Genomic DNA, 26631 nt, shown 5'->3' on the forward strand with positions numbered 1-26631 from the left:
CGGGATCAACTCCAGAATAATATTTCTATCATATAAATTAGTAGAATAATTAATGCAATATCACATTGTCGGAGTGGCGCTTTGCATTTACCGCGCGATGCGAATCAGGATCGCGCAAACGCCCGCCAGTGCGGCGACTGCCGCGCCGAAAACAAACAATGCCGGGTAGCCGCCGGCTTCGATGATCGACGCCGCGATCGCAGGGGAGATGACACCCGGGGCGGATCCCGCCGCCAGAAGGATACCCAAGTCGCGTCCGGCAGTCTCCGGCGTCGGCAGGACGAGGGTGGCAAGCTTTAGGTCCAGTACGAAATAGGCCCCGAAGGTCAGCCCGATGCCGAGAGCGAAAGCGAGCATAATCGGCCAGCGCGCGCTTGCCGCTGGCAGCAGGGTGACGATCGCGGCGGCAAAGGAAGCAAATGCGACGACTAGCGCAGTGCGAGCAATTCGGTCGGCGAAATATCCAGATCCGATCGTGACCACCAGCCATGTGACCGTCATCACGCTCAGCAGGATGCTGACGCCCGCCGCGACATTGCCAAAGGGCACCCTCGCCGCTCCGACATAATCTTGTACGATGTAGAACATATACCCGTTGACCGCAAAATAGCACAGGAACATCAGGAAGCGCGACGCCAGCGCCAGTGCGAAATTGCGTTCCCGAACGCTGGAGAATTGCGCCAGGAAGCTGGTCAGTGACAGGGGCTGCCGTGGCAGGACCGACATGTCGGCCGACGATCCCTCCGGCTCCAGCAACAGCAGCGTCCAGGTCAGGATAGTGAAGGGGATTGCCAGAAGGATGTAGCCGACGAGCGTGTTCGACGCGAACGCCGCCAGATTGACACCGCAGAATATCCCGACCGGCGCGCCAAGGCCGATTGCGGCCGATGCGAAGCCCAGTTCATCTTCCGGGATGCGATCGGGCAGAGCGGCCAGCAGGACCGACTGGTAATAATTCAGCGCGAACCACAGCAGCGGCATCGCCACCGCGAGAAGAGCGACCGAACCGGCGATGCCCATGACCGGCATCAGGATCATGGCCGCGAACCACGAAAGCGCCAGCGACGGCGCACGCCGTCCCCAGCGCGACTGCGTGCGATCCGACACCGAACCTCCAACAAAGAGCGAGATGACCGTGGTGACCGAGGCAAGCGTGACCAGCAGCGCCATCGTTGACACCTTCGCATCGGGCGCCAGCCGCTGCACGACGGGGGGCAGCAGGATGTTCTGCACGCCCTGGAAGATGGTGATGAGGGAGGAATAGGCAAGGAACAGCAAAATGGCCAACCGCCGCGTATTGGAGCGCAGCAGCCTTGGCTGCCGCGCCGCCACGGTGAATCCGATCATTTCGGCCATCGCATTCTCCTCTCCACTCCAAAATACGAGAACAAAACCTTCTGTCAATAAATTATATGGAATATTAATTCCATTAACGAGGAGTGCGCGAACGCATAGTTTCCGAGAAAGCCTCTTCACAACGGAGCGGTTTATGGCTAGGTTTGCGGAACATATATTCTATTTCAATGAGGAACGGACATGATTGGTATTGCGGTTATCGGTGCCGGCCGGATCGGCAAGATTCACGCTGCCAACGCTGCGGGCAATGCGCGGCTGTCGCTGAAATATGTCGTTGACCCGTATGGCGATGCCGCTGCCTTGGCGAAGGCGCATGCGGCGCGGACCACCGACGTGGAGCAGGTCTGGGCCGACCCCGATGTCGCCGGCGTCGTGATCGCGAGTTCGACCGACACGCACCTTGATTACACACTCGCTGCGGTCCGGGCAGGAAAACATGTTTTCTGCGAAAAGCCGCTCGATCAGGACGTCGATCGCGCATTAGGGGCGTTGAAGGAACTGGAGGCCGTCGGGCCGAAGGTGCTGCTCGGCTTCAATCGCCGCTTCGACCCGAACTTCTCCAGCCTGCGCGCGCAGCTGTCACAGGGCGCGGTCGGCTCGCTGGAGACGCTCCATATCATCAGCCACGATCCCGCGCCGCCGCCGCCGGCCTACATCAAAACCTCGGGCGGCATCTTCAAGGACATGTCGATTCACGATTTCGACATGGCGCGCTGGCTCCTGGACGAGGAGATCGAGAGCGTCTTTGCCTCCGCCTCGGTGCTGGTCGACCCGGAGATCGGCGCGGCCGGCGACTTTGACAGCGCCAAAATCATCCTGCGCACTGTCACTGGCAAGCTATGCGTCATCTCCAACAGCCGGCGCAGCGGCTATGGCTATGACCAGCGAATCGAAGTCTTCGGGTCCAAGGGGTTGATTCGCGCCGACAATGTGCTCGAAACCACAGTGCAAAGCTGGACCGAGCCCGGCGCGCAGCAGTCGCCGTTCGAAAACTTCTTCCTCGACCGCTACGCCGACGCCTATCGAATCGAGATGAACCATTTCGCCGACGTGGTGGAAGGTAAAGCGACGCCGCTGGCGGACCAGCATGACGGCGTCGGCGCGCTGCTGTTGGCGCAGGCCGCAGAACAGTCCGCGCGCACCGGCAACGTGATCACTCTTGGAACCGGAGGCGGTCAATGAGCGCCGACAAAGGCCGCTTTCCAGACGTCCCCTTTTTGCTCGCGGCGTCGAGCGAGATGCTGTTCGTCGATCTGCCGCCGCTGGAACGCGTGCGCAGGATCGACGCCGCCGGCTTCCTGGTGGAGATCTGGGACTGGACGCGCCACGACATCGATGCGCTCGCGGCAAGCGGCGCCACTTTCTCGTCGATGACCGGTTATATTCGCGGTCGCCTCGCCGACCGCGACGGCGCCGATGAGTTGCTGGCGACGGCGCGTGAATCGGTGGCGGTCGCGAAACGGCTGGGCGTGCCCCGGCTCAACCTGCACGGCACTGGGCTGGGTGGCGATGGCCTGCCGCTGCGACCGGCGACCGAAGTGACGGGCGCCATGTGGCTGCAGGCAGGCGACACGCTGCGCCGCCTCGCCGACCTGGGCGAGGAAGCGGGCGTGACCTTCGTGCTCGAAAATCTGAACGCCCCTGTCGACCATCCTGGCGTACCGTTCGGCAGGGCAGCCGAATGCCTGGAACTGATCGCATTCGTCGATAGCCCCTCGCTTCGTCTTATGCTCGACCTTTATCACGCGCAGATCGGTGAGGGGAATCTGATCGAACTATGCCGCCAGGCGCTGCCTTATATCGGCGAGATCCAGGTTGCCGACGTGCCGGGCCGCTGTGAGCCTGGAACCGGCGAGATCAACTATCCCGGAATCGCGCGCGCGCTGGCAGACATGGGCTATGACGGCGTTATCGGACTGGAAGGCTGGGCATCGGGCGATCCCGCCGTCGCGCTTGACGCATTCCGTGCCGCGTTCACCGTCGCTTAGGGCGCAGGCGGTGACCGCGGTGCCGAGGGGCGATTGGCACGAATGCCGTATCGAGAGCGATGATGAAATGGTTGTTCTGAAATCCATTTCATGGTCAAAGTCGGCGTGATGGAAACGACGAATAGCCCGCCTGAGGATCTGGAGGCCTTCCTTTCCGCCATACGCGAACGCTATGACGCGCTGAGCGACCGTTTGCAGCGCATAGCCCGGCACATTCTCGACGAACCCAACGACCTCGCTTTCGAAACGGTAGCCATCGTGGCCGAACGCAGCAACGTGCAGCCTTCGGCTATCGTCCGATTCGCGCAGGCGTTCGGGTTTTCGGGTGCCAGCCCGATGCAGCGCCTGATCCGGGACGGGCTGCTCAAGGAGGACCGATCGCTTGGCTATGCCGAGCGAATCCGGCAGCATCGTTATGCCGCTGCCGGAGAGGCGGAGGGGCCGCGCGAGTTGCTGTCCGAATTCGTCAAGGGCAACATCCTGGCGCTGGAGAATTTGAACCATTCGGTGGGAATGCGCGAACTCACCCAGGCCATCGACCTCATCGAGAAGGCCGACACGGTCTATGTCGCCGGTTTTCGTCGCTCTTTCCCCGTCGCCAGCTATCTCACCTACATGCTTGCGCAAGCTGACAAGCGGACCGTCCTTGTCGACGGGGTCGGCGGCCTTCACCTGCAGCAAGCCCGCGGCGTACGCGACGGGGACGTCCTGGTGGCAATCAGCTATGCCCCGTACAGCTTCGAAACGATTGCCCTTGTCGATGCGTTCGCCGGTCATGGCGCGGTGATCGCCATCACCGACAGTGTCATCGGTGCCATTGCCAAAGAGGATGCGCTGGTTCTCCAGGTTCGCGAGTCCGAGGTCCGCGGCTTCCGTTCTCTGGCGGCCTCAATGTGTCTCGCGCAGTCGCTCGCAATCGGGCTCGCCAGCCGCAGGATTGCGGGCACCAACGCCTAGCGCACCATAGCGGCGGCGATAACTGCGCGATGGCCAGTTGTCGTCCCGCTGCCGTCGCTCAGCGATGGCGAACGACGAACTGTTCCACCGGCACACGCTCGGTCACCAGTCCGTTCACCACTGCTGTTGCGTCCTCATAGCCGAGCGCCATGCCCGAGACGATCACATGGTCGTCGCGCACCGGCAGCACGCGCCGGACCACGGCGCCATATTCCGCCCAGGCCTGTTGCGGGCACGTCGCAAGCCCGAACGCGGGCGCCAGCGTCATGACATTGGTCATGAAATTGCCCATGTCGATCCAGGCGCCGTAGCCCCAGTCACGCTCCATCGTGAAGAACAGCCCTACCGGCGCGCCAAAAAAGTCGAAATTGCGCAACAGCGCGCGCTGGCGCCCCTCCAGATCGTCCCGGCCGATGCCGTAGATCGCGAAGAGGTCGAAGCCGACCTTGCGCCGGCGACTGCGATAGGGCTCGCGGATGTCGGCCGGGAAATACGGATATTCGTCACTGCGTTCCCCGGCGGATACGGCGGCGGTGACCTCGGCGCAAAGTCGTGCGCGCGTGTCGCCAGTCACGACGCGAACCTGCCACGGCTGCATGTTCTGCCCTGATGGCGCGCGCGACGCCGCTGCGAGAATGCGATCGATCACCTCGTCGGCGACCGTGGTGGGAAGGAAGGCGCGCACCGAGCGGCGGCCGGCGACCGCGTCATAGGCGGAAACGGTCTGATCGGGATCGGCCATCGCTCAGTCGACCAGCTCGAACGCCATGGCGGTAGCCTCGCCACCGCCGATGCACAGGCTCGTGACGCCGCGACGGCCACCCCGCAATCGCAGCGCGCCCAGCAGCGTGGCGATGATGCGCGCACCGCTCGCGCCGATCGGATGGCCGAGCGCGGTCGCACCCCCGTTGACGTTGAGCCTGTCGGCCGGGATACCTATTTCGCGCGCGGCGATCATCGGCGCCACCGCGAAGGCTTCATTGATTTCGAACAGGTCGACATCGGCGACCGACCATCCGGCACGATCGAGCAGCGTCCGGATCGCGGGCACCGGGGCGGTGCCGAAGAGGCCGGGCTCGCGCGCATGGGCGCTCGCACCCACAATGCGCGCCGGTTGCGGTTGCCTGCTGCGCGTTCGAGCGAGCGCACCGCATAGGCGTCCTGTTCCTCGCGGGTGAAGCAGTATTGGCCTTGTCGACGAGGCATCGGTCATTTCGGGGGCATGCGGATCGCGCCGTCGAGGCGGATCGTCTCGCCGTTCAGCATCGGGTTTGCGATGATCGCCATGACGAGTTGCGCATATTCGCGCGGGCGGCCGAGGCGTGGCGGGAACGGCACCGATCGGCCGAGGGCATCCTGCACCTCCTGCGGCATCGCGCTCATCATCGGCGTTTCGAAGATGCCCGGCGCGATCGCGCAGACGCGGATGCCGACGCTGGCAAACTCGCGGGCGGCGGGCAGGGTCAGCCCGACCACGCCGGCTTTCGACGCGGCATAGGCCGCCTGGCCGATCTGGCCTTCGAACGCCGCGACCGAAGCGGTCGAGATGATGACGCCCCGCTCGCCGTCCTCCAGCGGGTCCAGCCCGGCCGCGCCCGCCGCAACCAGGCGCATCATATTATAGGTGCCGATCAGGTTGATGCCGACGACGCGGGAAAAATCGGCAAGCGGCGCCGGCCCGTTGCGGCCGACAATCCGCGCCGCGGGCGCTACCCCGGCGCAGTTCACCAGGATACGCGCCGGCCCATGCGTCGCGGCCGCCTGTGCGATCGCCGCCTCGGCGTCGGCTTCGTCGGTGACGTCGCAGGCAAGCCCCAGTCCGCCCACTGCATCCGCCGCCTCCGCAACCCCATCCACGTTGCGGTCGATCAGCGTTACGCGCGCGCCGGCGGCGGCCAGCGCCTGCGCCGACGCGCGGCCCAGCCCCGAGGCCGCCCCGGTCACGATCGCCGGCATATCCATCACATGCATCAACTCAACCCCGTCTTGTGATTGGCCACCGGCATCACGCCGGTGCCTTGGTCCTGGCGATTTCCTGGTTGCGCAGCAAGAAGCGCTGCACCTTGCCGCTCGGCGTCTTGGGCAGGTCCGCGACGAATTCGATCTCGCGCGGATAGGCGTGGGCCGACAGGCGCGAGCGGACGTGAAGCCGCAACTCCTCGGTCAGGTCCGCACCCGGCGCGTAACCCGGCTTGAGCACGACGAACGCCTTGATGATCTCGGTCCGCTCGGGATCGGGCTTGCCGATCACGGCCGACTCCGCCACCGCCGCATGCTCGAGCAGCGCACTTTCCACGTCGAACGGGCCGACCCGGTAGCCGGACGTGGTGATGACATCGTCCGCGCGCCCGACGAACGAGATGCTGCCATCTTCGTTCAGCTCGACCATGTCGCCACTGCGGAAATAGGCATCGCCCAAAGCTGGCGTCTCACGGCCGTGATAGCCCGTGAACCACATCATCGGCGAGCCCGCAATGTCGAGCGCCAGTTCGCCCGGCACGCCCACGCCGAGTTCTTTCTCCTCCGGCGAAAGCACGACCACGCGATGCCCCGGGGTCGCATAGCCCGCCGATCCGATCCGTATCGGATGATCGAGGCCGTGATGGTTGCACAAGACCATGCCCAGCTCGGTCGCACCGTAATGATCGTGGATCGTCACGCCAAGATTCTGATCAAACCACCGAATGATCTCGGGGTTCAGCGGCTCGCCAGCGCTGCTCACCGCGCGCAATCGCCCTTTGATCGCCGCCGCCTTCTCCGGGCCGTCGGCCATCAACATGCGATAGGCGGTGGGCGATCCGGCGAGATTGGTGATACCATGATCGGCGATTGTCGCATAGGTCGACTCGACACTGAAAGCCCCTTCGTGGAACAGGGTGGTCATGCCCATCGCGAGGGGACCGATAACGGCATAATAGAGGCCATAGCCCCAGCCCGGATCGGCGAGGTTCCAGAAGCGGTCATCCTCCCGCAGGCCGACCGCATCGCGCATGTAGCCCACGAACGCCGCGATCGCGCGCAGCGGGATGAACATCGGCTTGGGCAGTCCCGTGGTGCCCGATGTGAACATCATCAGAAAGGGGTCCTGCGCTTCGCAGGCGACCGGTTCCAACCCTTCGTCGCGGCCATCGAGCGACGGCCAGAAATCGCGATCGCCCGACCCCGTCGTCGCGCCGACCTGGACGATGGCGGCCAGATGCTCGAGCCCGGCCAGCTTGGGACGGTTCGCCGCGTCCGTGACCACGACCCGCGTTTCGGCGAGGGTGAGACGATGTTCGATGGCCTTCGGCCCGAAGGCGGTGAACAGCGGCTGATAGGCCGCACCCAGCCGCCAGGTAGCGAGGATGGTGACGATCAGCTCCGGCGTTCGTGGCAGCAGGCCGGCAACCCGGTCCCCCCTGCCCACACCAAGCCCCGCCAGCACATGCGCGAACTGGGACGACCGCCGCTTCAGCTCGGCAAACGTCCAGTCGCGGGTTTGGCCGGCCGGATCGCGGTGACGCAGCGCGACCCGGTCCCCGTCGTCGGCATGCCGATCGCAGCAGACCTCCGCCGCGTTCATATGCCCGGCCGGATCCATCGCCACCGATGCCAGCGCCGCCGCCGCATCGAAACCGGCCACCGCTACGCTATAGTCCGGGCGGCTCATGCTGACGCCTTTCCGACGCCCGGCACAACGGGCAGCTCGATGAACGAGGGACGATCGGCATCATGGAAGATGCGCTGCTGCGCGGCCTGCATCGCCGTCCCATCCTGATCGCCGGTATTGAGGTTGCGGTCCCAGCGGGGGAAGCAGCTGCTGGTCACCTGCACGCGGATGCAATGCCCGGCCAGAAACACGTTACTGGTCGACCACAGGTCGATCTCGTGACGATCGATCGCGTCCGCGCCGGCTACGACGCGGGTGATACCGTCGGCCAGGATGATCGAGCGCCCGTCCGGATGCACGTCGCACAGCCGCGCGACCCAGTCAGTCGACGGCGCCGAGCTGGCCGCGTGCAGCACGACGCGGATACGACCGGTAACCTCGACCTCTTCGTCCAGCGGGGCGGAGGTGAAGACGAGCACATCGTCGCGCCCCTCGACCGGCGCCTGGTCCAGCGGCCCTGCCGGATAGGCAGCCGCCATGACAAGCGGGCCGCCAAGCGTCGGCACCGGGTCGGCGGGATCGTAGATGAAGGTCGAGACGTCCTCCGCCGCATCCGGTTTGGCCGTGCCAAGGCCGCCGTCGCTCCGCAGAAAATGCTGTTCCGTGCGCGCGCGCGCCAGTGGCCACGCCGGCTCGTCGCGCCATTCGTTGCGACCCATCACGAAGATGCGCACCGGCGTGTCGGGTAGCGCCACCCCGGCATCGGGTGCCAAATGGCGCCGAAACCATGCCAACTGGAAGTCATTGGTGTCGCCGTGCGGATGGACCGGGGCATAGAGCCGTGACGCCATCGCGCCGAAACACAGATCGCCGATCGGGTCGCGGAAGACGCCATGCGTCCAGGGGCCGACCAGAAGCCGTGCATCCTTGCCGGCGGTGGCCATCGCAATATAATTATCGAGCGTGCCCTGCAGGAAGATATCGTACCAGCCACCCCAGTGGAGGCTCGGCACGTCGATCCGGTCATGCTGCCCGGCAACCCTGCACCATGCCACCGTCTCGGGCTCGTCGATCGCCCGGATCGCGCCCAGGCCCGGCAAATTATATTTCTGGAGAGTCGGGCTGCGGCGAACGGGCAGGTCCCAATAGCCCCGGTCCTTCATGCCGTCGACGTCGGCGAGCAGTTCCCCGCCCAGGCGCGCCTTCTCCTCGGGCGCGAGCGCGGGGGTCTTGGCGATATACTCAAACCCCATCTGCGTCGTCCAAGGCAGTTCGAGGCCCCATTCGATCGCGCCGCCGCGGCCGTAGAGGCCGTCCATGGGATCGCACCACGTCACCATCGGGGAGATGGCGCCCAGCGACGGCGGCTGGGCCGCGGCCGCCATCCATTGCGTGTTGCCGACATAGCTACCGCCGAACATGCCGACACGTCCGTTCGCCTTGGGCAGGCGGGCGGCCCATTCGATAGTGTCGTAGCCGTCGTCATATTCATGGCGGAACGGCATCCATTCGCCCTCGGATCCGCCTCGACTGCGGGTGTCCTGATGCACGACGATGAAGCCCTTCTGCGCCGCCCGAACGGGTTCCAGAACCATCAGGTGATCCGGCCCCGCGCGACCATAGGGCGTGCGCGACAGCAGGACCGGCCACGGTCCCGGGCCTTGCGGCGTATAGACGTCGGCGCGCAGGATGGCGCCGTCGCGCATCGGCACCGGCACGTCGGCCTCCACCGTCACGGTCATCGATCGCTCCAGCCTGTCGACAGGGGCCTGAATAGTCATATCTCTCTCCATCGTCCTTAATTCTTGCACGGGCTTTAGCCGTACTCGGTCGCGCTGCTACCGTGTCGCACGCGATTCAGCGAGTCTGCGACATTTTCCGCTTCCGCGCATGAGATGCGCGCCGTCGCAGCACTGCATATACGCCTCTATCCGCTCATCATCCCGCATAAGATGAAATAGAATTTTTATTCCGTCAAGTTCACAGTCGGAATTCACCCCTTTAATCGGTTCCTCCCATGTGGGGGTGAATATGGTCAATGCAGCGCAGAGCGTTCATCAATTTGGACCCGGCCCCGTCCGACCAGCCATGCCATCGCCATGCCTCATTCCTACCACGCCCCGATTACGAATCGTTCGAATGATTTATTCCATAAATAAATTTGACAGAATATATATTCTTCCCTATAAGAATGTTGTCGCTTGAATTCGGCAAAAAAATGGATGGGAGGATATAATGAGAAGCAAGCGTGCCCTGTTAGGCCGCGTCGGTCTTGTCGGCCTGATGGCAGCGGCCTCTGCGCCTGCGCATGCGCAGATGACGGCAGAGTCCTTGGCCCCGGCGGCGGACGCCCAACCGGATTCCCACCCGTCGCAGGCGATGAATGTCAATTCTGCGCCAACAGGAGCAAGGCAAGCCGCATCCCCCGGCGACAAAGGGTTGCAGGACATCATCGTCACGGCACGACGTCGCAGCGAGAGTGCCCAGACCGTGCCTGTCGCGGTAAGCGTTGTAAGCGCAACCGCCCTAGAGCAGCATCAGGTTTTTAATGCTTACCAGTTGGTAAACCTGACCCCGAGCCTCCAGGTGCAATCGAGCAATCAGCAGGTTGGTGCCGTCAACTTCGTTATTCGCGGTATCGGGACGACAGTTTTCGGGCCGCAGGTCGAGTCGAGCGTCGGTATCGTCATCGACGATGTCGTGATGAGCCGCCCACAATTCGGCAATATCCAGTTCTTCGATCTTGAGCGTGTGGAAGTTCTGCGCGGGCCCCAGGGAATGCTGTTCGGGAAAAACGCCGCAGCGGGCCTGATCAATATCGTCACGGTCCAACCGAAACTGGGGCGTACCGAACTGCTGGCCAACGCCCAGTATGGCAACACAACCGCGCCGGGATCCGGCAATGTCGCTACGTTCCAGGCAGCGGCTAACCTGCCTGTCACGAGCAATTCAGCGCTTCGGATTTCCGCGTTCGTTACACGTCAGGACGCTTATGTTCGCGATGTGACGCTTAATCAGAACCTGGGCAATACGGCCTATGGCGGACGCCTCAAATTCCTTTGGGAACCAAGCGATGCTATCCGCCTGACTATCGCGGGCGACTATCAGCATTCCAAAGGACCGGGTGAAAGTGTCCTCATACATCGCTTCACCGCGCCGGATGGCTTGATCGACACGGTCAACGCTTCCAATGGCGTTTTCGCATCTCCCAAGAATACCCGCATGGCCACGGATGTCCCCAATGACAACGATTCCGACGTCTATGGCGTGCAGCTCAAAGCGGAATTCGAACTGGGTGGCGGCTATACGTTAACCAACCTACTTGCATACCGCAACTACAAGATGAACACGTCGATCGACACCGATACGACAACAGCCGACCTCTTCAGCATCAACACCGGAGGTTTCAGGCGCCATCAAACGACCGCAGAAGTGCGCCTTTCATCGCCACAGGAAGGCCGGTTCAGCTATCAGCTGGGGGCTTTCTATCTGAACCTTGTTGCCCGTGATTTTCTCCTTCAGGGCGCAAACCTCGGTGCGCCGGTTCCCCCCGGGCTGTCGCTCCTCGGCGGATATCAGGATGCCACATCCCCGACTAAGAGTTATGCCGGATTTTTCGAGGGTCAATTCAAGCTCACCGAGAAGCTGGGACTGACCGCGGGGGCCCGCTACACGCATGACGATATCGGCTACAGTCTGGACCTGACCAACCCCGCGGCACTCCTGCCGCTATACGGTCCTGACACCCATTTCACACGTCGGCTTACCAAGAATAATTTGTCCTATCGCTTTGGTATCGACTATCAGATCGTGCCGGACGTGCTTGCCTACGCTACCTACTCGCGGGGTTATAAGGGGCCGACGTTCGACCAGCTGAGTGGTACCACCGTCAATCCCGAGATACCCAAGAGCATCGAACTGGGCCTCAAGTCCACGCTTCTGGACCGCAGGCTCCGGTTGAACGTGGCGCTCTTCGACACGACGTTCGATGGCTATCAAACGCAGGCGCAGAAGCAGGGCACGGCAGCCGGCTTCATGAACCTCAACGCGGGGCAATTAAAGACCCGGGGCGTCGAAGTCGAATTTACCGCCCTGCCGTTCGAAGGTCTGACGATCAGCGGCGGCACGACGTATAATCATACCGAGTATAAGGACCTGTCCGGCATTCCATGCTATTATGGGCAGCCGTCAGGTACGAGTGGCACGAATGTCTGCATTCCAAGTGCTACTCCCGGCGCTCCGGGCACTACCGATGTCAGCGGAAACCCGCTTGCAAACGCGCCGCAATGGACCACGACAGCTACGGTGCGTTACGAGCACCCCGTTGCGGGTAATTGGATCGGATTCTTGCAGGGTGACGTTTACCACCGCAGTTCCTTCTACTTCTCCCAGACTAACGATCCGAACTTGCGCGTCAAAGCGAACGCGATTGTGGGCCTTTCGATAGGCGCGCGCAGTTCCGATGACCGCCTGTCGCTGACGGCCTTCGTGCGGAACCTTTTCGACAAGCGCGTGCCAAGCTACATTCTTGCCGATCCGGTCGCCAATTTCTACACAGGTTCCACGGGGCAGAGCGACGGTGCGTTGGGCGGCAATTATTGGCACAATTTCGGCCCAAACTCCTATCGCACCATCGGTGTGACGCTGAATTACCGGATGTAACCGATTGGCGCCGGCATCACCCGTGGGGTGAATGTCGGCGCCTGCCTACCCAATTGGGCTGATGATATCGCAGGGAAACGGGGCCTCACCGCTCCAAATCCAAGCGATGTCCTGGACAAGGCCCGGCAGCTAATGAATGTCCACGGCTGAAGAGGACTCGAAATCGATCGGTTTTGGCCCATAAATTCGCCATTAGGTGAGAATGATTACAAGGCTATACCATGATCGATACCTTGGGAATTTCCATCGGAGTGATCTGAGTCCCGAAGTCTCCAAAATCATGTACACTGGCAGGTGATTCGACGCGGCTGCATTGGGGCCTGCCTATGCCGCGCCACCGTGTCGCGCCAGATCTTCCGGCAGCGGGATCTGGCCACTGCGGTTCTTCACGGCAGGAAGGTCGGCTACCTTGCCGCGCCAGGCGTGAAGAGCCGTGAGTTCCGGAGCGATCGGCAAGCCAACAATGTCGGCAAACATCAAGCCGGCAAACAAAGTTATGTCGGCCATCGAAAACTGGTCGCCCGCCAGGAAAGGCCGTTTCGCCAGCACATCATTGAAATATGGCATATTGGCCACGGCAAATGCACCACGCCGCTGCCCCCATTCCTTTGCGCCACTCCAGTCTGGCGCCCGCCACGGGCGCAGCGCAGCCCCAAGGCCGGGAGTCCCATAGTGGAAATAATCGTCGACGGCATCGATCAGCATCATCTCAGCCCGACGCTGCATCATGTGGATCAGCCCCTTCTCACGCGGCGTCGTGCCGGTCAGAATGGGGTTGCCATCCAGATTATCGAGATATTCGGTAATTGCCGTAGACTCGGAAATAATCGTGCCGTCGTCCAGTTCCAGAACAGGGATCTTCCCGATCGGGTTCATTGCGAAAAACGCCGGCTGCTTCTGTTCGGCAGCCATCAGGTCGACGCTGACGAATTCGACCTGGTCCTCAAGGCCTTTTGCAGCCAGGACGATGCGGACCCGCGCGGGATGGACTGCGGCCTCCCGATCATAGATCTTCATAAAATTCCTCTCTATCTGGCAGTTGATAGGTGTAATATGTCTACCGTGACCGGTACGTCAATGCCTATCTGTCACCTGGCAGGCGCGAACTTGCAGGGTATTGGAATGAGTACGAACACCAGAGAGTTAATTCTAAGCGCTGCCACGCGGGCTGCGCAGGCGCATGGCTATGGCGGTCTGAACTTTCGTGATCTCGCGGAAGCCGTGGGCATTAAGTCGGCAAGCATCCATTATTATTTCCCCAGCAAGGCCGATCTCGGCGCGGCGGTGGCGCGGCGTTATCGCGAGGATGCTGCAGCGGCTCTGGAAGCCCTGTCGGACGAAACTCCGGATCCGCTCGCATGCCTGTCTCGTTATCCCGATATGTTCCGCAAAGCGCTTGAGAACGACAACCGAATGTGCCTCGCCAGTTTCATGGCCGCCGAGTTCGACGATCTGCCCGACGCGGTGGCAAAGGAGGTTCAACTCTTTGCCGACGTCAATGTCGCGTGGATCGACCGCCAACTGTCCGCCGCTTCCCTCATAGCCGTTGAGAAAAGCAAACAGAGGGCACAGGCGATATTTGCCGCCATTGTCGGCGCGCAGCTTCTCGCCAGAAGCCGGTCAGATGTCTCACTCTACAATTCGATGATCGCCAGCTACCGCGATGCTGATCTCTTGCCTTGATAAGTGCGTCGTAGAGCGTGGTATGAGATTTAGGATTTTGCCCGGAACGGCAGCACAGTCGCGAGGCTGTGTAAAAACGTATAATCGTGCTATGTTTTCCTGAGATTTCGGGAGGTTTTGGGATGGGCCGTTTCGTCCAAGGGTAAGATCGCCGGCAGGACTAACTGCTGCCAGCATCGCTCGATGATTATGTGTCGGCAGACAACCCGGCTCGGGCAGTCGAGGCCTTCATCGATGCGCTGGATCTGAAGGCGTTGGAGTTTGCGGGAATGACGCCGGCCGAGACCGGTCGCCCTGCCTATCATCCGGCGACGATGCTCAAAATCTATCTCTATGGCTATCTGAACCGGATTCAGTCGAGCCGGCGTCTTGTGCCGGCAATTGGGGCTGTTCACGCCGGCGGTCGTCGCGATCGACGGCAGCAAGATGAAAGCGGTCAACAACCGCCACAAGAACTACACGGCCGCGAAGGTCACTGCCAGAGCACCGGCTCTGAACCATGGGCCTTCTCACCTGAAACCGTTTTTGCACGGCCTGTCCCAATGTCGGCCGTTTGACCGGATAGCGGCAGGCGATGAGATTGGGGCCGCTGGTATGGCAATTCCCTTCAGAGTGGTTGATAGCGAACAGACTCTGTCTCATGCAGGGCCGCCATCCACTCGTCATGGAATCTACCGGCGTCAGCCGATCAGTCGTTTAGTCGGGAGCCCGCCGCAGTTGGAACTAAAGTTGTGTTACCATTCGAGCGGCGAGAATGGCATGGGACGAACCGTAAAATGAAGTGCATATGAGATCGGGGAGCGGAGGGTGATGATGCCCAATCAGTTGGGTGATGACACGGCATCTTCATCGCGCGGTAGCTCCAGGCAGCGCCTGCTTGAACGGCTATACCGTGATCATGCCGCCAATCTGGTCGACTGGCTGCGGCGGCGCTATGGTGGCGGCCCCCCCTCGCCTGAGGACATTGCGCAGACAGCGTTCACCAAGCTGGCCTCGCATTCCGACATACAGCATATCGAGAAAATCAAGCCCTATCTCTATGCCACGGCCGTCAATGTGGCTCTCGACGAGATCAAATGGATGAAGCGCACAGAGGCCTTCATAGATCATGAACTCAACCGCATCGGCCAAGCCTTGGAAGAAATTACGCCCGAACGAGTCTATCAAGGGAGGGAACAGTTGGACAGGCTTGCGCGCGTCATGGAAAGATTGCCGAAAAAGCAAAGGGAAATCGTGAAAAGAAGCCGCTTTCTGGGCCAGACCTATGCTCAGATTTCGGCAGAGACGGGGTGGAGCGGCGCTGACATTTCACGACAATTGGGTGAGGCCATGATCGCCATCCAGGCAGGGATTGCCACAGTGTCGACGGAGGATAAATAGGCAAAATGGCGGACATCCTTCCTCCTGTTGAACGTGACGTCGACACGCCGCAAGAACGAGCGGCGCGCTGGCTCGCCTATCTTTATTCCGGAGCCGCGACAGATGAGGGCCGCGGGGAATTTTCCGCATGGCTGGAACGCTCGTCCCGTAATGCGCGCGCCTATCGCCGCACGCAGCAGATCTGGCGCGATATGACCGTCTCCGGGATCGAGACCTTGTTCCCGGACGACGACGCTGTCCGCGGTGAACCAGACGGTAAAGTCGTGCCGTTCGAAAGACCTGCGAGGTGGTTGTCCTTGGTGACCGAGCGGCGCGGCGCGATGGCCGCGATAGCTGCATCGTTGGTGTTGGCAACCGGCGTCTGGCGCATGGAATTCTACGATCCGCTCACCGTCCAAAGCTATCGGACAGCCATAGGGGAGGTGAAGACCTTCGCCCTTCCTGATGGCTCGCGGGTGACGCTCGCGGCTGACTCGCGGATGGAGGCGACATTTTCAAAACGGCGCCGGGGCGTGGACCTGGCTCAGGGCCGAGCGTGGTTCGATGTTGCGTCCAACCCCGCAAAGCCATTCACGGTCGTCGCCGCCAGAACGCAGATCCGCGTGGTCGGCACGCAGTTCGACGTCGATTACGCCCCTGACGATGTGCGCGTGTCAGTAGCCAGGGGTATCGTCCGCGTCCACCCGCTTACTGGCCGGAGGCCGGGGGAAGCAGGTGTCCAGCTGGTCGCCGGCCAGCGGGTCGTGTCTTCCCTCAATGGCCGCATCGGGCCGATCGAGCGTTTCGACCCCGCCAGTGCGGCGCTGTGGCGCACGGGGCTGCTCATTTATCATGATGCCCGGCTAGGAGACGTGGTGGCGGAGGTGAACCGTTATCGCGCCGACAAAATCGTCCTGGCCGACAAAAGTCTTGGCGAAATGAAGATCACGATGGCGGTGCGCGCCAGCCACACCGACGCCCTGCTCTCTGGCCTGGAGGCCACAGCTCCGCTGCAGATAGATCGCACCTCGTCGGGCATCCTTGTGCGGCCGAAGCGCTAGACGGCAGGCATTATCGCCAACGGACTCCCAAAAAATATCATTCATATTGAACGGCTTGCTGGATTTTTTGCAAAAGCCTGGAATCTTTTCTGGCCTGCGCAGTCTCTCCACTAGGGACCCGCAAAGCGGCCCGTCGATTACGGAGGGGAGATCAGAATATGCACCGCAATCATTTTTATCGCAAAGAGGTATCGGGCCGCTGGAATAATGGACTGAAGGGGACTTGTTCCAGCCTGGTCCTGACGCTGGGCATCGCGGCCGCCGCGTGCATGGCGCAGCCAGCGGTTGCCCGGGCAGCCTCACAATCCATTTCGATCGCCGCTGGACCGCTGGACGCCGCGATCCTGGAGCTTGCCACTAGGACGGGAATTTCGGTGTTTGTCCCGCCCGCGCTGGCGGCGGGGAGGACCGCTCCATCCATAGGCGGCACGATGACGCCGGATCAGGCGCTGGGCAGTCTGCTGCGTGGCAGCGGCCTGGCCTACAGCCGGAGCCGCGATGGGACCTATGTGATCGTGCAGACGCAACCGAAGAAGATTGCCGCCGCGTTCACGCCAGCGGCGAGTCAGGTAGCGCCTCAATCCGCAGCGGCAGCCGTGCCCGAAACAGCCGCCGATAATCCGGCAGGCGACATCGTCGTGACTGCCCAGCGTCGGGAGTCGAGTCTGTCCAAGACGCCGGTCGCGGTTGCAGTTGTCAGCGGGGATACGCTGGCGAAGGCCCAGATCGTTTCCGAGCAGGACCTGCGCACGGCGACCCCGGGCCTGACGATCAAGGCGGGCGCAGGTAGCAATCAACTCAACTACGCGCTTCGCGGCCAGACCGTCGATCCCTTCTCATCGGGGCGTCCTGGCGTGCTGCCCTATTTCAACGAGGTGCAGATCGGCGGTCCCGGTGCGGCATCCGCTTTCTACGACCTGCAGTCGGTACAGGTTCTCAAGGGACCGCAGGGGACGCTGTTCGGCCGCAGCGCGACCGGTGGCGCGGTCCTGTTCACCTCGGCGCAGCCGACCAATGACTTTGGCGGCTATGTCAGCCTGCTGGGCGGCAACTATGATGCCAAGAAGGTCGAAGGTGCGCTCAACGTGCCAATCGTCGACGATGTGCTGCTGGCGCGCGTGGCCGGTTTCTGGAGCGAGCGCGATGGCTTCCAGAAGAATCTGTTCGATGGCGGCCGTCTGGGTGGTTATGAACGCTATGGTCTGCGTGGCAGCGTCACCGTGAACACCGGGGCGCTGACAAACAATCTGGTGGTCGACTATTATCATGCGACCGGAAGCAACAACCAGAATATCGTGACGCAAGCGGTTCCTGGCGGTTTTCCGATCGGTGCGCTTTACGCTGGCGTTGCCACGCCTCAGGATCGCGCCACTGGTATCGCCACCGTTCAAGCGTTCCTGGGTGGAGCGAACACGCCGGCCGGCGCCGCGGTGCCAGCCTTTTACGACGCCTATTTCGCGATGCCGGGCCATGTCGGCCTGGGCCAGTTTTTTGCCGAACAGAAAGCGCGGGGCCCCTATAAGGTGGTTTCTGACGCCCTCACGGAGACCTCGACCAAGAATTTGGTGATCACCAACAAGACGTCATACGAAATCGGCGACAATGCCCAGATCAACAATATCATCGGCTATACCCGTCTCAAAAGCTTCAACGGGTTCGACGACGGACTGCCCTACGGTGTCGCCCAGAATAACTTCAAGGGCGGCAACGGCCGGGGGGTCGACAATCTGACCAAGCAGTTTTCCGAAGAGCTGCAGTTCACGGGTAAGACGTTCGATGAGCGGCTGACCTATGTCGTCGGCGGGTTCTTTTCCGACGAAAGCTATGATCAGACCAATTATTTCGTTTCACTCGACATCCTGCTCGGCGGCTTCGTCCAGCCCTTTCATTTCAGGCTGAAGAACAGGACCTATGCCGGCTATGCGCAGGGCACCTATGCCCTCAACGACAACGGCCTGTCGTTCACCCTGGGCGGCCGGTACACGTCCGAAAAAGTGCGCAAGCTCACGCTGCCGGATGACGCGAACAGGTTGGTGCTAGGCGATCCGGCACCTGCTGGTGTTTCTTACGACAAGTCCCGGACGTTCAACAAATTCAGCTGGGCCGTCGGCCTGCAGAATCAGTTCGACCCCTACACCCTGCTCTATGCAACCACGCGGCGCGCCTACAAGAGCGGTGGCTTCAACGGGGCGGCCCCGCCGCTCAACGGCACCCCGGCGCAGGGTGGCGACAGCGTCGAGGCGGAACAGGTCACCGACGTCGAACTGGGCCTCAAATATCAGAACAATGCTGGCGGCCTGCCCAAGCGCTTCAACATCGCCGCCTTCCACAACTGGGTAAAGAACCGGCAATCGATCGCTTTCTTCCTGCTGAGAGGCGCAGGACAGTCGGCAACGGTCAACGTACCGACCGCGAAGGTCTATGGACTTGAGGTCGACGGCTCGATCGGTCCGGTCAGCGGCGTGACCCTGGGCGGGTCGTTCAACTACACCCATGCCAAGTTCGGCTCGGAGCCGGTGAACGTCCCGGGACCGGCATTGTTGCAGTATAACCAGTTCCCGGACACGCCCAAATTCTCAGGGTCCGTCTTTGCGGAATATGCAGTGCCGGTCACGGCATCGATCGAAGCCATTTTCCATGGCGATGTCTATGCCCAGTCGAAGACCAACACCTATGTTCGCCGCGAAGCAGGCGCTGGCTCAACCATCCCAAGCTACGCGCTGGTCAATTTCCGCATTGGCCTCAACGATGCGGACGCCGGCTGGTCGCTGACGGCCAACCTCAAAAACGCTTTCGACAAGGCCCACTATGTGGGCGGCAGCGCGCTGGGCGAGGTTTTTGGATATAATATGCTCGCCGTTGGTGATCCTCGCACCTTCACCCTTGAGGCGCGGTATAAGTTCTAGATCATGCGAAGGGCCAGCGGCTACGGCGTCGCTGGCCCCTGGTCCATTTGAGGATTTGTAGACTTGGTAAGATCGAATTCCGTTACTATCTACCTTGATTGCCAGTAAGTCTTGGAACCCAGTTTTTATCGAGAGGGATTGTCAGTGAAAGTCTATCGGTGGACGTCAGGCGCTACCCGCAGTCTCGAAGCGCATGAGGAGCCGCTGCCAAGCGTTGGTGATCGCGACGTTCTTATCCGTGTTCACGCTGCTTCGCTCAACTATCGGGATCAGGCAATCCTGGATGGCGAATACGGGGGGGCGCTTCAGTCGAACGGTGTTCCCCTGTCCGACGGCGCAGGAGAGGTGGCCGCGGTGGGAAGGGCCGTCACCCGCGCGAAAGTTGGGGATCGGGTTACCGCCAGCTGTCATCCTCAATGGATAGCCGGCGACACCCGCCAGGAATATCACGCTGACAGCCTCGGTATGACGACTGACGGCTGGCTGGCCGAGTATATTCTACTGCATGAAAATGCGGTTGTTCATATACCGGACTATATGTCCTACGTAGAAGCGGCCTCCCTGCCTTGTGCAGGCGTAACGAGTTGGACAGCGCTGAACCTTCTTTCGCCGCTTCAGCCAGGTCAGACGGTGCTGGTCCAGGGAACGGGGGGCGTTGCCTTGTTCGCGCTCCAGTTCGCGCGGCTTTTTGGAGCCAGGGTTCTGGCGATCACTTCGTCCGACGCCAAAGCTGAAAGGCTGAAGGACCTGGGGGCTGCCGAAGTCGTAAACTATACGACCCTGCCCGATTGGGACGCAAAGATTTTGGAACTGACCAGCGGTGTCGGCGTGGACAAGACCATCGACATCGCGGGCGACACCACAATCGTGAAATCGGTCGCTGCGACGCGCAAGGGCGGCGAAGTAGCGGTCGTCGGGTTCGTAAGCGGCTTCGGGGGTGGATTGCCGCCCATGGACATATTGTTGCGGTCGGCGCGGCTAGCAGGTTCCGCCATCGGGCCTCGGGCAAATTTCGACGCGATGATGGCGGCGATGGCGATGCACGGTGTCAGGCCAGTCATCGATCAGGTTTTTCCCTTCGCCCAATATCAGGACGCCTATCGCCGTTTGAAAAGCGGACAGCATATCGGGAAAGTCGTAATTCAAGTTTCGGACCAAAATGAGGCTCTCCAGCATGGATGAGAGACAGTTGGCCCGAAAGTGCGCACTGGTGACGGGTGGTCTCTTCGTCTCTCTTGCGAGACAACGATGGCCGCTATATGCATCTTTGTTATGCGCAGGGAAGCCTATACTGTCGTAACATGCATATAATTGCCCTGGAGAACCAACAATGTCTAAATATAGTGATGCTGAACTCTACGCCAACTATCAGGATATCTTGGACCTCGTCAAGCGCAAGGATCTGACGATGGCCGACGAGATATACAAGATTCCTGTAAGCGAATATGCCGACCGGGGCATCTGGGAACGTGAAGTCAAACTGGTCCGCAGGACGCCGATGATGTTGGGCTTTTCCTGCGACCTGCCGGAACCGGGCAGCTACTGGGCAATGACGCGCGTTGGCGTGCCTCTTCTCCTGACGCGGCTGAAGACCGGCGAAGTGCGACTGTTCATCAACGCATGCCGCCATCGCGGCGTGAAGGTCGCCAACGAAGGCCAAGGCAAGCAGCCTCGCTTTACGTGCCTGTATCACGCCTGGACCTATGGTCTTGACGGCTCGTTGCTGGCCTTGCCCGAAAACAGGATCTTCGGCGACGTCGACAAGTGCGACTACGGTTTGATCGAGCTGGCGGTCGAAGAGCGGGCCGGCATAATCTGGGGCGTGCTGACGCCCGGTGTCGCGCTGGACCTCGACGATTTCCTTGGCGAGGAGCTGGACGCCATGCTTCGCAAGGAAGGGTTCGAACGATTCCATTCGGTCGAGTTGGTCGAGTTGCCGGCCGCCAACTGGAAGATCACTTATGAAGGCAATGGCGAATCCTATCATTTCGCTAGTCTGCACGCGAAGAGTTTCGCCAGCTTCACCTACCCCAATATCCTGCACAACACAAAGCTGGGCAAGCATAGTCTGAATATGACGCCGGTTGTTGGCATAGAGAAATGCGACCCCTCGTCGCGAGCGGATCTTGAGCGTTTCGTGCAACGTTCCTATATGTTATTCCCCGGCACGGTCTGCTCTTTTGCGAGCGACACGGCTTTTGGCGAGCGGGACAGCAAATCGGAGGTCGTTTCGCGCATTTTCATGAATCATGTGCTGCCAGGGGACTCTCCGGAGACATCCATCACCATTTCCCGCACGCTGGTCAGTGCTCCCTTCGTCGGGACGCCGATCGAGGAAGAGACGCGCATCTGGGCGCGGTCCAGTCATGAAACGGTACGGCTCGAAGACTATCCCGTCGTGCAGAGTGCTCAGGATACGGTTCACTCTGGAGGACAGGACTATTTCACTTTCGGCCGCAACGAGATCGCCCTTCACCACTTTCATGACGCGCTGCACGAGGCGCTGAAGGATGAAGCCCTCGACGCATAGGAGGTAGCGCGGTAAAACAGGGAGGAAGCCGCCGCATCCTCCCTGTTGCGGTGAGCCAAGGCGGCCTCGCGCCTCATCGCATAATGACTAAAGCCCCGCCGGACGTTTGCGTAAGGCGCTCGGCGGTCGTTCCTGGTGTTGGCCACGAGAATATGGGGTCCGTGTTTTGCCGCATGCTCGGAAAAGCCATGAGATATTAGAGCATTTTCGAAGCAGACGCTAACGTCTGCTGGCTCGGAAAATGCGGAAATCAAACAATTATTAGAGCGTGGTCCGATTCGGTATGAACGGATCACGCTCTAGTTTAACAATATGGGGAGCCTTATAATGTCCAACCGATCCTTTGGCGCTCAGTCGACCACCGATGAAGTGCTCGCTGGCGTCCAGCTTGCTGGAAAGCGCATCCTCGTCACCGGCGTCTCCGCAGGGCTCGGCGTTGAAACGGCGCGCGCGCTTGTCGCACATGGCGCGGATGTGGTCGGCGCAGTACGGGATCTTCATAAGGCCGAGCGGGCATGCGGCCCCGTGCGCGATGCGGCAACGGGCGGCGGCTCGTTTGAACTCGTCGAACTCGACCTCGCCTCGCTCGCCAGCGTTCGCGCCTGCGCCGACGCACTGATGGCGAAGGCCCTTCCCTTCGATGTCGTCATCGCCAACGCAGGCATAATGGCGCCGCCATTCGGCCGTACGCAGGACGGATTTGAAACCCAGTTCGGTATCAATCATCTCGGGCATTTTCTGCTGGTCAACCGCCTCGCGCCCTTGCTCCGGGCAGGCGGTCGGGTGGTTGCCCTGGCATCATCGGCGCATCGCCTCGCCGACGTGGATCTGGACGACCCGAGTTTCGAACATACTCCATACGATCCCTGGGTCGCCTATGGCCGTTCCAAGACCGCGAATATCCTCTTCGCGGTTGAATTTGACCGTCGGTTCAAGGGAAGAGGCATAAGAGCCGTGTCGCTCCACCCCGGCGGCATAGCCACCGAGCTGATCCGGCACATGAGCAAGGAAGAGCTGGAAGCGATGACGGCGTCGTTCACTGCCAGCAATGCAGCGGCCGGCCTGCCACCGCCGGATTTGAAGTCGGTGCCCCAGGGAGCAGCCACCACCGTTTGGGCTGCGGCGGTTGCGGATGCCGATGCTGTGGGGGGACGCTATTGCGAGGACTGCCAGATCGCCGTTCTGGACACCGCGCCGCAAATGGACCGGGGGGTTCAGCCCTACGCTCTCGACGCGGCGCGCGCGCAGGCGCTTTGGGCGAAGAGTGAAGAGATGGTCGGTGAACGATTCTGAATGAGTCCGCTCCAAGGAGCTGATAGAATTCGCTGTTCGTCGGGATGCGTGACTTGGCTAGAGCATTTTCGAAGCAGACGGTAACGTCTGCTGGCTCGGAAAATGCGGAAATCAAACAATTATTAGAGCGTGATCCGATTCAGTACGAACGGACCACGCTCTAGTCATCGAGGTTCGCAGAGAGGGTGTGCCTTGCATGCGCGGGTTCATGCGTTGGCAGTAGCAGCTGGCCGAGATTTTGCGGTGCTGATCGGTTCTTCCAAAGCTTGCGCCGCTCGTCGTCGGGCAAGCCGAAGGTCATGCCATTGTTGACATTGTTGACGGGGAGGAGGCACACCGCGTCATTACCCTGAAGCGCGGTTTGCAGTACTTCGAGAGAACATAGGCACCCTGCGGGATAAATTTGGCGGGGACAAGATTCAGGAGCGGATATGAGAGGATTACAGGACAAGGTAGCGATCGTTACGGGAGCAGCCTCTCCGATCGGGATTGGATTTGCCACGGCCAAGCGTTTGGCTGAAGAAGGCGCTCGGGTCGTGCTGACCGATATCAATCATATTGACGTCGAGGAAAGGGCCGCCGAACTTCAGCGAGCCGGTTACCGTGCGATCGGACTTGCTCATGATGCCGTTGACGAAGCGTCATGGGAGGACGTGCTCCAGGCCACGCGCAGGGAATTTGGTCCACTGGACATACTGGTGAACAATGCCGCCGTCTGTATTCTAGCTCATGTCGTTGACATGGCGTTGGCCGACTGGCGCCGCCAGCTCGACATCAATGGGGTCATCACCTTTCTGGGATGCCGGATGGCAGCCCGTGAGTTGCGATCATCCGGCCGGAAAGGAGCGATTGTAAACGTGGCATCGGTTACATCGATGGTGGCCGGAGAAACGTCTGCCGCATATGCCGCAAGCAAAGGTGCCGTCGCGATGCTGACCAAGGTGCTGGCGATCGAAAGCGCGCAATATGGCATTCGGGTGAACTCGGTGCACCCTGGCTGGACCAAAACGGCAATGCTCGGTGATTCGGACGATGCCGAAGCCCAGACCGCGGAGATCCTGTCGAAAATACCGGCCGGGCGGTTAGGGCAACCTTCAGAGATCGCAGCAGCGATTGCCTTCCTCGCTTCGGACGATGCGGCTTTCTGCAACGGAACCGCTCTTGTCGTCGATGGGGGCCAGTCGGCACAATGATCAGGGTTCGATAGAGCTGAAGAGGGCCGTCGCGCCAACGTTGAATTCAAGCACCGATAAGAAAAAATAGTTATGGTTAGTGCCACAGACCCGTTCGCGGGAACATCCGTCGGTCCCCACCGCAAGCGACCGACACGCTCGAGGAGCGGATATAATTGATCGAGGATCACGAGGATATCGCGCGATTGATGTTGCTCTACTGCCAGTACAATGACGGCGGGTGGAAGGTTAGGGGCCGAGCCACATGGGCCCAGAATAATCGTTCAAACCGTTTTTTGAAGTTGCGCGCACCTGTCGGGGCCAAAGTAAACCATTTTCGCAACGCACCGCCAGTGCGGCGACGCGCTACTGATGGGGAAGACGGGATAGGCGTCTATTCTGCGCCAAACAACGGTAAGCGTGGCCTGAGGGCCGCGGTTCAGGCGGCTTCGGCGATTACCTGATTATCTGGCTGCCAGTTCCACGGCATGAGTCCATCCCAGCGCGCAGCAGGCCAATCGCCAGCAATCTTGGCGATGACATCAGCCATATAGGCTGCGGCTGGTCACCGTGGTTGCCGCATCAAGTGGCAAGGCCAACCGCTTCCGACTCAACCGTGGCGGAAACCGGCGAGCCAATGCAGCGCTATATCGGGTCGCAATCCTTTGGATGCGTAACCATCCGCCGACACTTGCCTATGTCAGCAAACGAAAAATGGAGAGAAAGAGCAACCGGGAGATTATACGTTGCCTTAAGCGATATATCGTCCGCGAAATCTTACCCACCTATGTCGCCAAAAACATCGCGGACGAGCGCTTGACAAATATAGGAGCCTCAACGCCTTGGCCGAGACGATCAACGGCCTCTACAAGGCGGAGGTCATATGGCGGCAGCGCTCTTGGTCGGGCGTATCAGCCGTGGAAATGGCAACGCTGCGCGGGGTAAGCTGGTATCAACAATCACCGCCTATTTGGCCCCATCGGGCACATCCCGCCCGCCGAAGCCGAAGCCAACTACTATGCGGCCATTGAGAACCTCGATATGGTCGCATGACTGAATGGAAAATGTCTCCGGGAAGCCGGGGCGGTTCATACCGCCGCTCACATTTCGCGATCGGCTATATCAGCTCGGCGCAAGCAACACAGTCAAATTAGCAGCCGCGCCTGTTCGACCCCACAGATCCCGCTCCAATGAGCGATTTCGCCAATTACCCGGCTAACGGGATCCCTTTTGCACGCCGATCCCCATGAATGGGCTCGGGTCTTTGAGATCGTCGTCGCTGTGGCTCGCGCCATTCGCGAGTAGTTCGTTGCGCAACATGCGCACTATATTCTCGATCCACACAGCGGTTGGCAAGGAGCCGATCGAAGTATCCAATTGTACCGGGCACATAGGCATTGCCGCCAGAGGAGTGATCACTAGACCTAACAACATCCAAGTCGCCACCACGGGGTCGAGTTCCGGACGGTAAATACCTTTGGCGATGAGTTTACGTATAATCCTTTCAACACGAACGGAGCTAAACTCGCGGTTCAGGTAGAGCGCGCCAATCGGCGTATTCGCGCGGTATAGCTCAATGAAAAACAATGGCGAGAGCGCCGCATGGTGGTAATAGGCAGCAACGATCCCGCGCACGATGCATTCAGTGGGATCTCCGTCGTTGCTCTCTATGTCCGCTTCCATCGTATCAAGATGCTGATCAATGTCCCGGACGGTTCTATTGAACAGCTCCAACAGCAGTCCCTCTTTGCCCTGGAAATAATAATTCACCATGGCCGCCTGCGTGCCCGCCGCTTCAGCTATCTCGCGACAGGTTAGGTCGAGATGGCTTTTATCGCGAAGCTGGGATTCGGCAGCCATTAGCAATGAATCGGATAAATTGCGTCCGGCGCCATTGCGGGGGCGTCCTCTCATCTACCTCTCTCCATTCGCCGCGGCAGTCTCAATTCTGGCTTGGTTTGTCGGTCGTGTTTGCCATTAGATCAAGGATACGGCGCCTGCCCATTCAAATTCATTGCCACCGTTCTCGCCACGTTACCATAGCGCGGTGACACGCATATGTCCATGGATCGGCG

19 protein-coding genes and 4 pseudogenes are annotated in these 26631 nt (G+C 60.7%); 15 read left to right on the top strand and 8 right to left on the bottom strand.

Features of this window, described 5'->3' with window-relative positions; translation table 11 throughout:
- Positions 1-87: 87 nt before the first annotated feature.
- Positions 88-1356 carry an MFS transporter gene (locus tag WG907_RS16250; RefSeq protein ID WP_340234447.1) on the bottom strand — a complete coding sequence of 423 codons (1269 nt, stop codon included), beginning with the start codon at positions 1354-1356 and terminating at the stop codon, positions 88-90.
- Positions 1357-1536: 180 nt separating this feature from the next.
- Between WG907_RS16250 and iolG the strand changes: the two genes are divergently transcribed.
- From iolG to WG907_RS16265, 3 genes are all read left to right on the top strand, one after another.
- Positions 1537-2538 carry an inositol 2-dehydrogenase gene (gene iolG, locus WG907_RS16255; protein ID WP_340234449.1) on the top strand — a complete coding sequence of 334 codons (1002 nt, stop codon included), beginning with the start codon at positions 1537-1539 and terminating at the stop codon, positions 2536-2538.
- Entirely contained in the window at positions 2535-3344 is an 810-nt protein-coding gene (locus tag WG907_RS16260; protein WP_340234451.1) for a TIM barrel protein, read from the top strand. The genes iolG and WG907_RS16260 overlap by 4 nt, the downstream gene beginning before the upstream one ends.
- Positions 3345-3452: 108 nt before the next feature.
- Positions 3453-4301: a MurR/RpiR family transcriptional regulator gene (locus tag WG907_RS16265; protein ID WP_340234453.1), complete on the top strand. Its 849-nt coding sequence runs from the start codon at positions 3453-3455 to the stop codon at positions 4299-4301.
- Between the two features lie 58 nt (positions 4302-4359).
- On the opposite strand, the gene WG907_RS16270 is transcribed toward WG907_RS16265, so the two are convergent.
- The 5 genes and pseudogenes from WG907_RS16270 to WG907_RS16290 form a co-directional block, all read right to left on the bottom strand.
- Entirely contained in the window at positions 4360-5043 is a 684-nt protein-coding gene (locus WG907_RS16270; protein ID WP_340234454.1) for a nitroreductase, read from the bottom strand.
- Between the two features lie 3 nt (positions 5044-5046).
- A pseudogene (locus tag WG907_RS16275) lies at positions 5047-5400 on the bottom strand (acetyl-CoA C-acetyltransferase); the annotation flags it as partial.
- A gap of 110 nt (positions 5401-5510) precedes the next feature.
- Positions 5511-6272, bottom strand: a complete 762-nt coding sequence (locus WG907_RS16280; protein WP_340234455.1) for an SDR family NAD(P)-dependent oxidoreductase — start codon at positions 6270-6272, stop codon at positions 5511-5513.
- Positions 6273-6306: 34 nt separating this feature from the next.
- On the bottom strand, positions 6307-7950 hold the full coding sequence (locus tag WG907_RS16285; RefSeq protein ID WP_340234457.1) for an AMP-binding protein: 1644 nt from the start codon (positions 7948-7950) through the stop codon (positions 6307-6309).
- Positions 7947-9671: a CocE/NonD family hydrolase gene (locus WG907_RS16290; RefSeq protein ID WP_340234458.1), complete on the bottom strand. Its 1725-nt coding sequence runs from the start codon at positions 9669-9671 to the stop codon at positions 7947-7949. The genes WG907_RS16285 and WG907_RS16290 overlap by 4 nt, the downstream gene beginning before the upstream one ends.
- A 454-nt stretch (positions 9672-10125) precedes the next feature.
- Here WG907_RS16290 and WG907_RS16295 point away from each other — a divergent pair, with 454 nt between their 5' ends.
- Positions 10126-12552: a TonB-dependent receptor gene (locus WG907_RS16295; RefSeq protein WP_340234459.1), complete on the top strand. Its 2427-nt coding sequence runs from the start codon at positions 10126-10128 to the stop codon at positions 12550-12552.
- Between the two features lie 324 nt (positions 12553-12876).
- Here the strand turns inward: WG907_RS16295 and WG907_RS16300 are convergent, their stop codons facing one another.
- A complete protein-coding gene (locus tag WG907_RS16300; RefSeq protein ID WP_340234460.1) occupies positions 12877-13569 on the bottom strand; it encodes a glutathione S-transferase family protein in 693 nt (230 codons plus the stop codon).
- 36 nt (positions 13570-13605) lie between these two features.
- Between WG907_RS16300 and WG907_RS16305 the strand changes: the two genes are divergently transcribed.
- The 11 genes and pseudogenes from WG907_RS16305 to WG907_RS16350 all read left to right on the top strand — a co-directional run.
- Positions 13606-14235, top strand: coding sequence for a TetR/AcrR family transcriptional regulator (locus tag WG907_RS16305; RefSeq protein ID WP_340234462.1), 630 nt, complete (start codon positions 13606-13608; stop codon positions 14233-14235).
- Positions 14236-14399: 164 nt separating this feature from the next.
- Positions 14400-14718: pseudogene (locus tag WG907_RS16310) on the top strand (transposase); the annotation flags it as partial.
- Positions 14719-15045: 327 nt separating this feature from the next.
- Positions 15046-15615: an RNA polymerase sigma factor gene (locus WG907_RS16315; protein ID WP_340234623.1), complete on the top strand. Its 570-nt coding sequence runs from the start codon at positions 15046-15048 to the stop codon at positions 15613-15615.
- 5 nt (positions 15616-15620) lie between these two features.
- Positions 15621-16655: a FecR family protein gene (locus WG907_RS16320; protein ID WP_340234464.1), complete on the top strand. Its 1035-nt coding sequence runs from the start codon at positions 15621-15623 to the stop codon at positions 16653-16655.
- Between the two features lie 158 nt (positions 16656-16813).
- Positions 16814-19561, top strand: coding sequence for a TonB-dependent receptor (locus WG907_RS16325; RefSeq protein WP_340234466.1), 2748 nt, complete (start codon positions 16814-16816; stop codon positions 19559-19561).
- Positions 19562-19705: 144 nt separating this feature from the next.
- Positions 19706-20743 carry a zinc-dependent alcohol dehydrogenase family protein gene (locus WG907_RS16330; protein WP_340234468.1) on the top strand — a complete coding sequence of 346 codons (1038 nt, stop codon included), beginning with the start codon at positions 19706-19708 and terminating at the stop codon, positions 20741-20743.
- A 148-nt stretch (positions 20744-20891) separates the two neighbouring features.
- Positions 20892-22091 (top strand): aromatic ring-hydroxylating oxygenase subunit alpha, encoded by a 1200-nt coding sequence (locus WG907_RS16335; protein ID WP_340234470.1) that lies wholly within the window; start codon positions 20892-20894, stop codon positions 22089-22091.
- A gap of 327 nt (positions 22092-22418) precedes the next feature.
- Positions 22419-23384 (top strand): SDR family NAD(P)-dependent oxidoreductase, encoded by a 966-nt coding sequence (locus WG907_RS16340; RefSeq protein ID WP_340234471.1) that lies wholly within the window; start codon positions 22419-22421, stop codon positions 23382-23384.
- 431 nt (positions 23385-23815) lie between these two features.
- The gene (locus WG907_RS16345; protein WP_340234472.1) at positions 23816-24577 is read left to right on the top strand and encodes an SDR family NAD(P)-dependent oxidoreductase; all 762 of its coding nucleotides are present in this window, start codon (positions 23816-23818) and stop codon (positions 24575-24577) included.
- Positions 24578-25126: 549 nt separating this feature from the next.
- Positions 25127-25243: pseudogene (locus tag WG907_RS18255) on the top strand (transposase); the annotation flags it as partial.
- A gap of 149 nt (positions 25244-25392) precedes the next feature.
- A pseudogene (locus tag WG907_RS16350) lies at positions 25393-25609 on the top strand (IS3 family transposase); the annotation flags it as partial.
- A gap of 162 nt (positions 25610-25771) precedes the next feature.
- Here the strand turns inward: WG907_RS16350 and WG907_RS16355 are convergent.
- The gene (locus WG907_RS16355) at positions 25772-26470 is read right to left on the bottom strand and encodes a TetR/AcrR family transcriptional regulator (RefSeq protein ID WP_340234473.1); all 699 of its coding nucleotides are present in this window, start codon (positions 26468-26470) and stop codon (positions 25772-25774) included.
- Between the last annotated feature and the right edge of the window lie 161 nt (positions 26471-26631).

This window comes from Sphingobium fluminis (assembly GCF_037723805.1).
In the GTDB taxonomy this organism is placed as follows: Bacteria; Pseudomonadota; Alphaproteobacteria; order Sphingomonadales; family Sphingomonadaceae; genus Sphingobium.

What these genes read in the sequence shown, in the direction of transcription:
- WG907_RS16250 (WP_340234447.1), bottom strand. Translation starts at nt 1,356, where the DNA reads ATGGCCGAAATGATCGGATTCACCGTGGCGGCGCGGCAGCCAAGGCTG.
- iolG (WP_340234449.1), top strand. Translation starts at nt 1,537, where the DNA reads ATGATTGGTATTGCGGTTATCGGTGCCGGCCGGATCGGCAAGATTCAC.
- WG907_RS16260 (WP_340234451.1), top strand. Translation starts at nt 2,535, where the DNA reads ATGAGCGCCGACAAAGGCCGCTTTCCAGACGTCCCCTTTTTGCTCGCG.
- WG907_RS16265 (WP_340234453.1), top strand. Translation starts at nt 3,453, where the DNA reads ATGGAAACGACGAATAGCCCGCCTGAGGATCTGGAGGCCTTCCTTTCC.
- WG907_RS16270 (WP_340234454.1), bottom strand. Translation starts at nt 5,043, where the DNA reads ATGGCCGATCCCGATCAGACCGTTTCCGCCTATGACGCGGTCGCCGGC.
- WG907_RS16280 (WP_340234455.1), bottom strand. Translation starts at nt 6,272, where the DNA reads ATGCATGTGATGGATATGCCGGCGATCGTGACCGGGGCGGCCTCGGGG.
- WG907_RS16285 (WP_340234457.1), bottom strand. Translation starts at nt 7,950, where the DNA reads ATGAGCCGCCCGGACTATAGCGTAGCGGTGGCCGGTTTCGATGCGGCG.
- WG907_RS16290 (WP_340234458.1), bottom strand. Translation starts at nt 9,671, where the DNA reads ATGACTATTCAGGCCCCTGTCGACAGGCTGGAGCGATCGATGACCGTG.
- WG907_RS16295 (WP_340234459.1), top strand. Translation starts at nt 10,126, where the DNA reads ATGAGAAGCAAGCGTGCCCTGTTAGGCCGCGTCGGTCTTGTCGGCCTG.
- WG907_RS16300 (WP_340234460.1), bottom strand. Translation starts at nt 13,569, where the DNA reads ATGAAGATCTATGATCGGGAGGCCGCAGTCCATCCCGCGCGGGTCCGC.
- WG907_RS16305 (WP_340234462.1), top strand. Translation starts at nt 13,606, where the DNA reads ATGTCTACCGTGACCGGTACGTCAATGCCTATCTGTCACCTGGCAGGC.
- WG907_RS16315 (WP_340234623.1), top strand. Translation starts at nt 15,046, where the DNA reads ATGATGCCCAATCAGTTGGGTGATGACACGGCATCTTCATCGCGCGGT.
- WG907_RS16320 (WP_340234464.1), top strand. Translation starts at nt 15,621, where the DNA reads ATGGCGGACATCCTTCCTCCTGTTGAACGTGACGTCGACACGCCGCAA.
- WG907_RS16325 (WP_340234466.1), top strand. Translation starts at nt 16,814, where the DNA reads ATGCACCGCAATCATTTTTATCGCAAAGAGGTATCGGGCCGCTGGAAT.
- WG907_RS16335 (WP_340234470.1), top strand. Translation starts at nt 20,892, where the DNA reads ATGTCTAAATATAGTGATGCTGAACTCTACGCCAACTATCAGGATATC.
- WG907_RS16340 (WP_340234471.1), top strand. Translation starts at nt 22,419, where the DNA reads ATGTCCAACCGATCCTTTGGCGCTCAGTCGACCACCGATGAAGTGCTC.
- WG907_RS16345 (WP_340234472.1), top strand. Translation starts at nt 23,816, where the DNA reads ATGAGAGGATTACAGGACAAGGTAGCGATCGTTACGGGAGCAGCCTCT.
- WG907_RS16355 (WP_340234473.1), bottom strand. Translation starts at nt 26,470, where the DNA reads ATGAGAGGACGCCCCCGCAATGGCGCCGGACGCAATTTATCCGATTCA.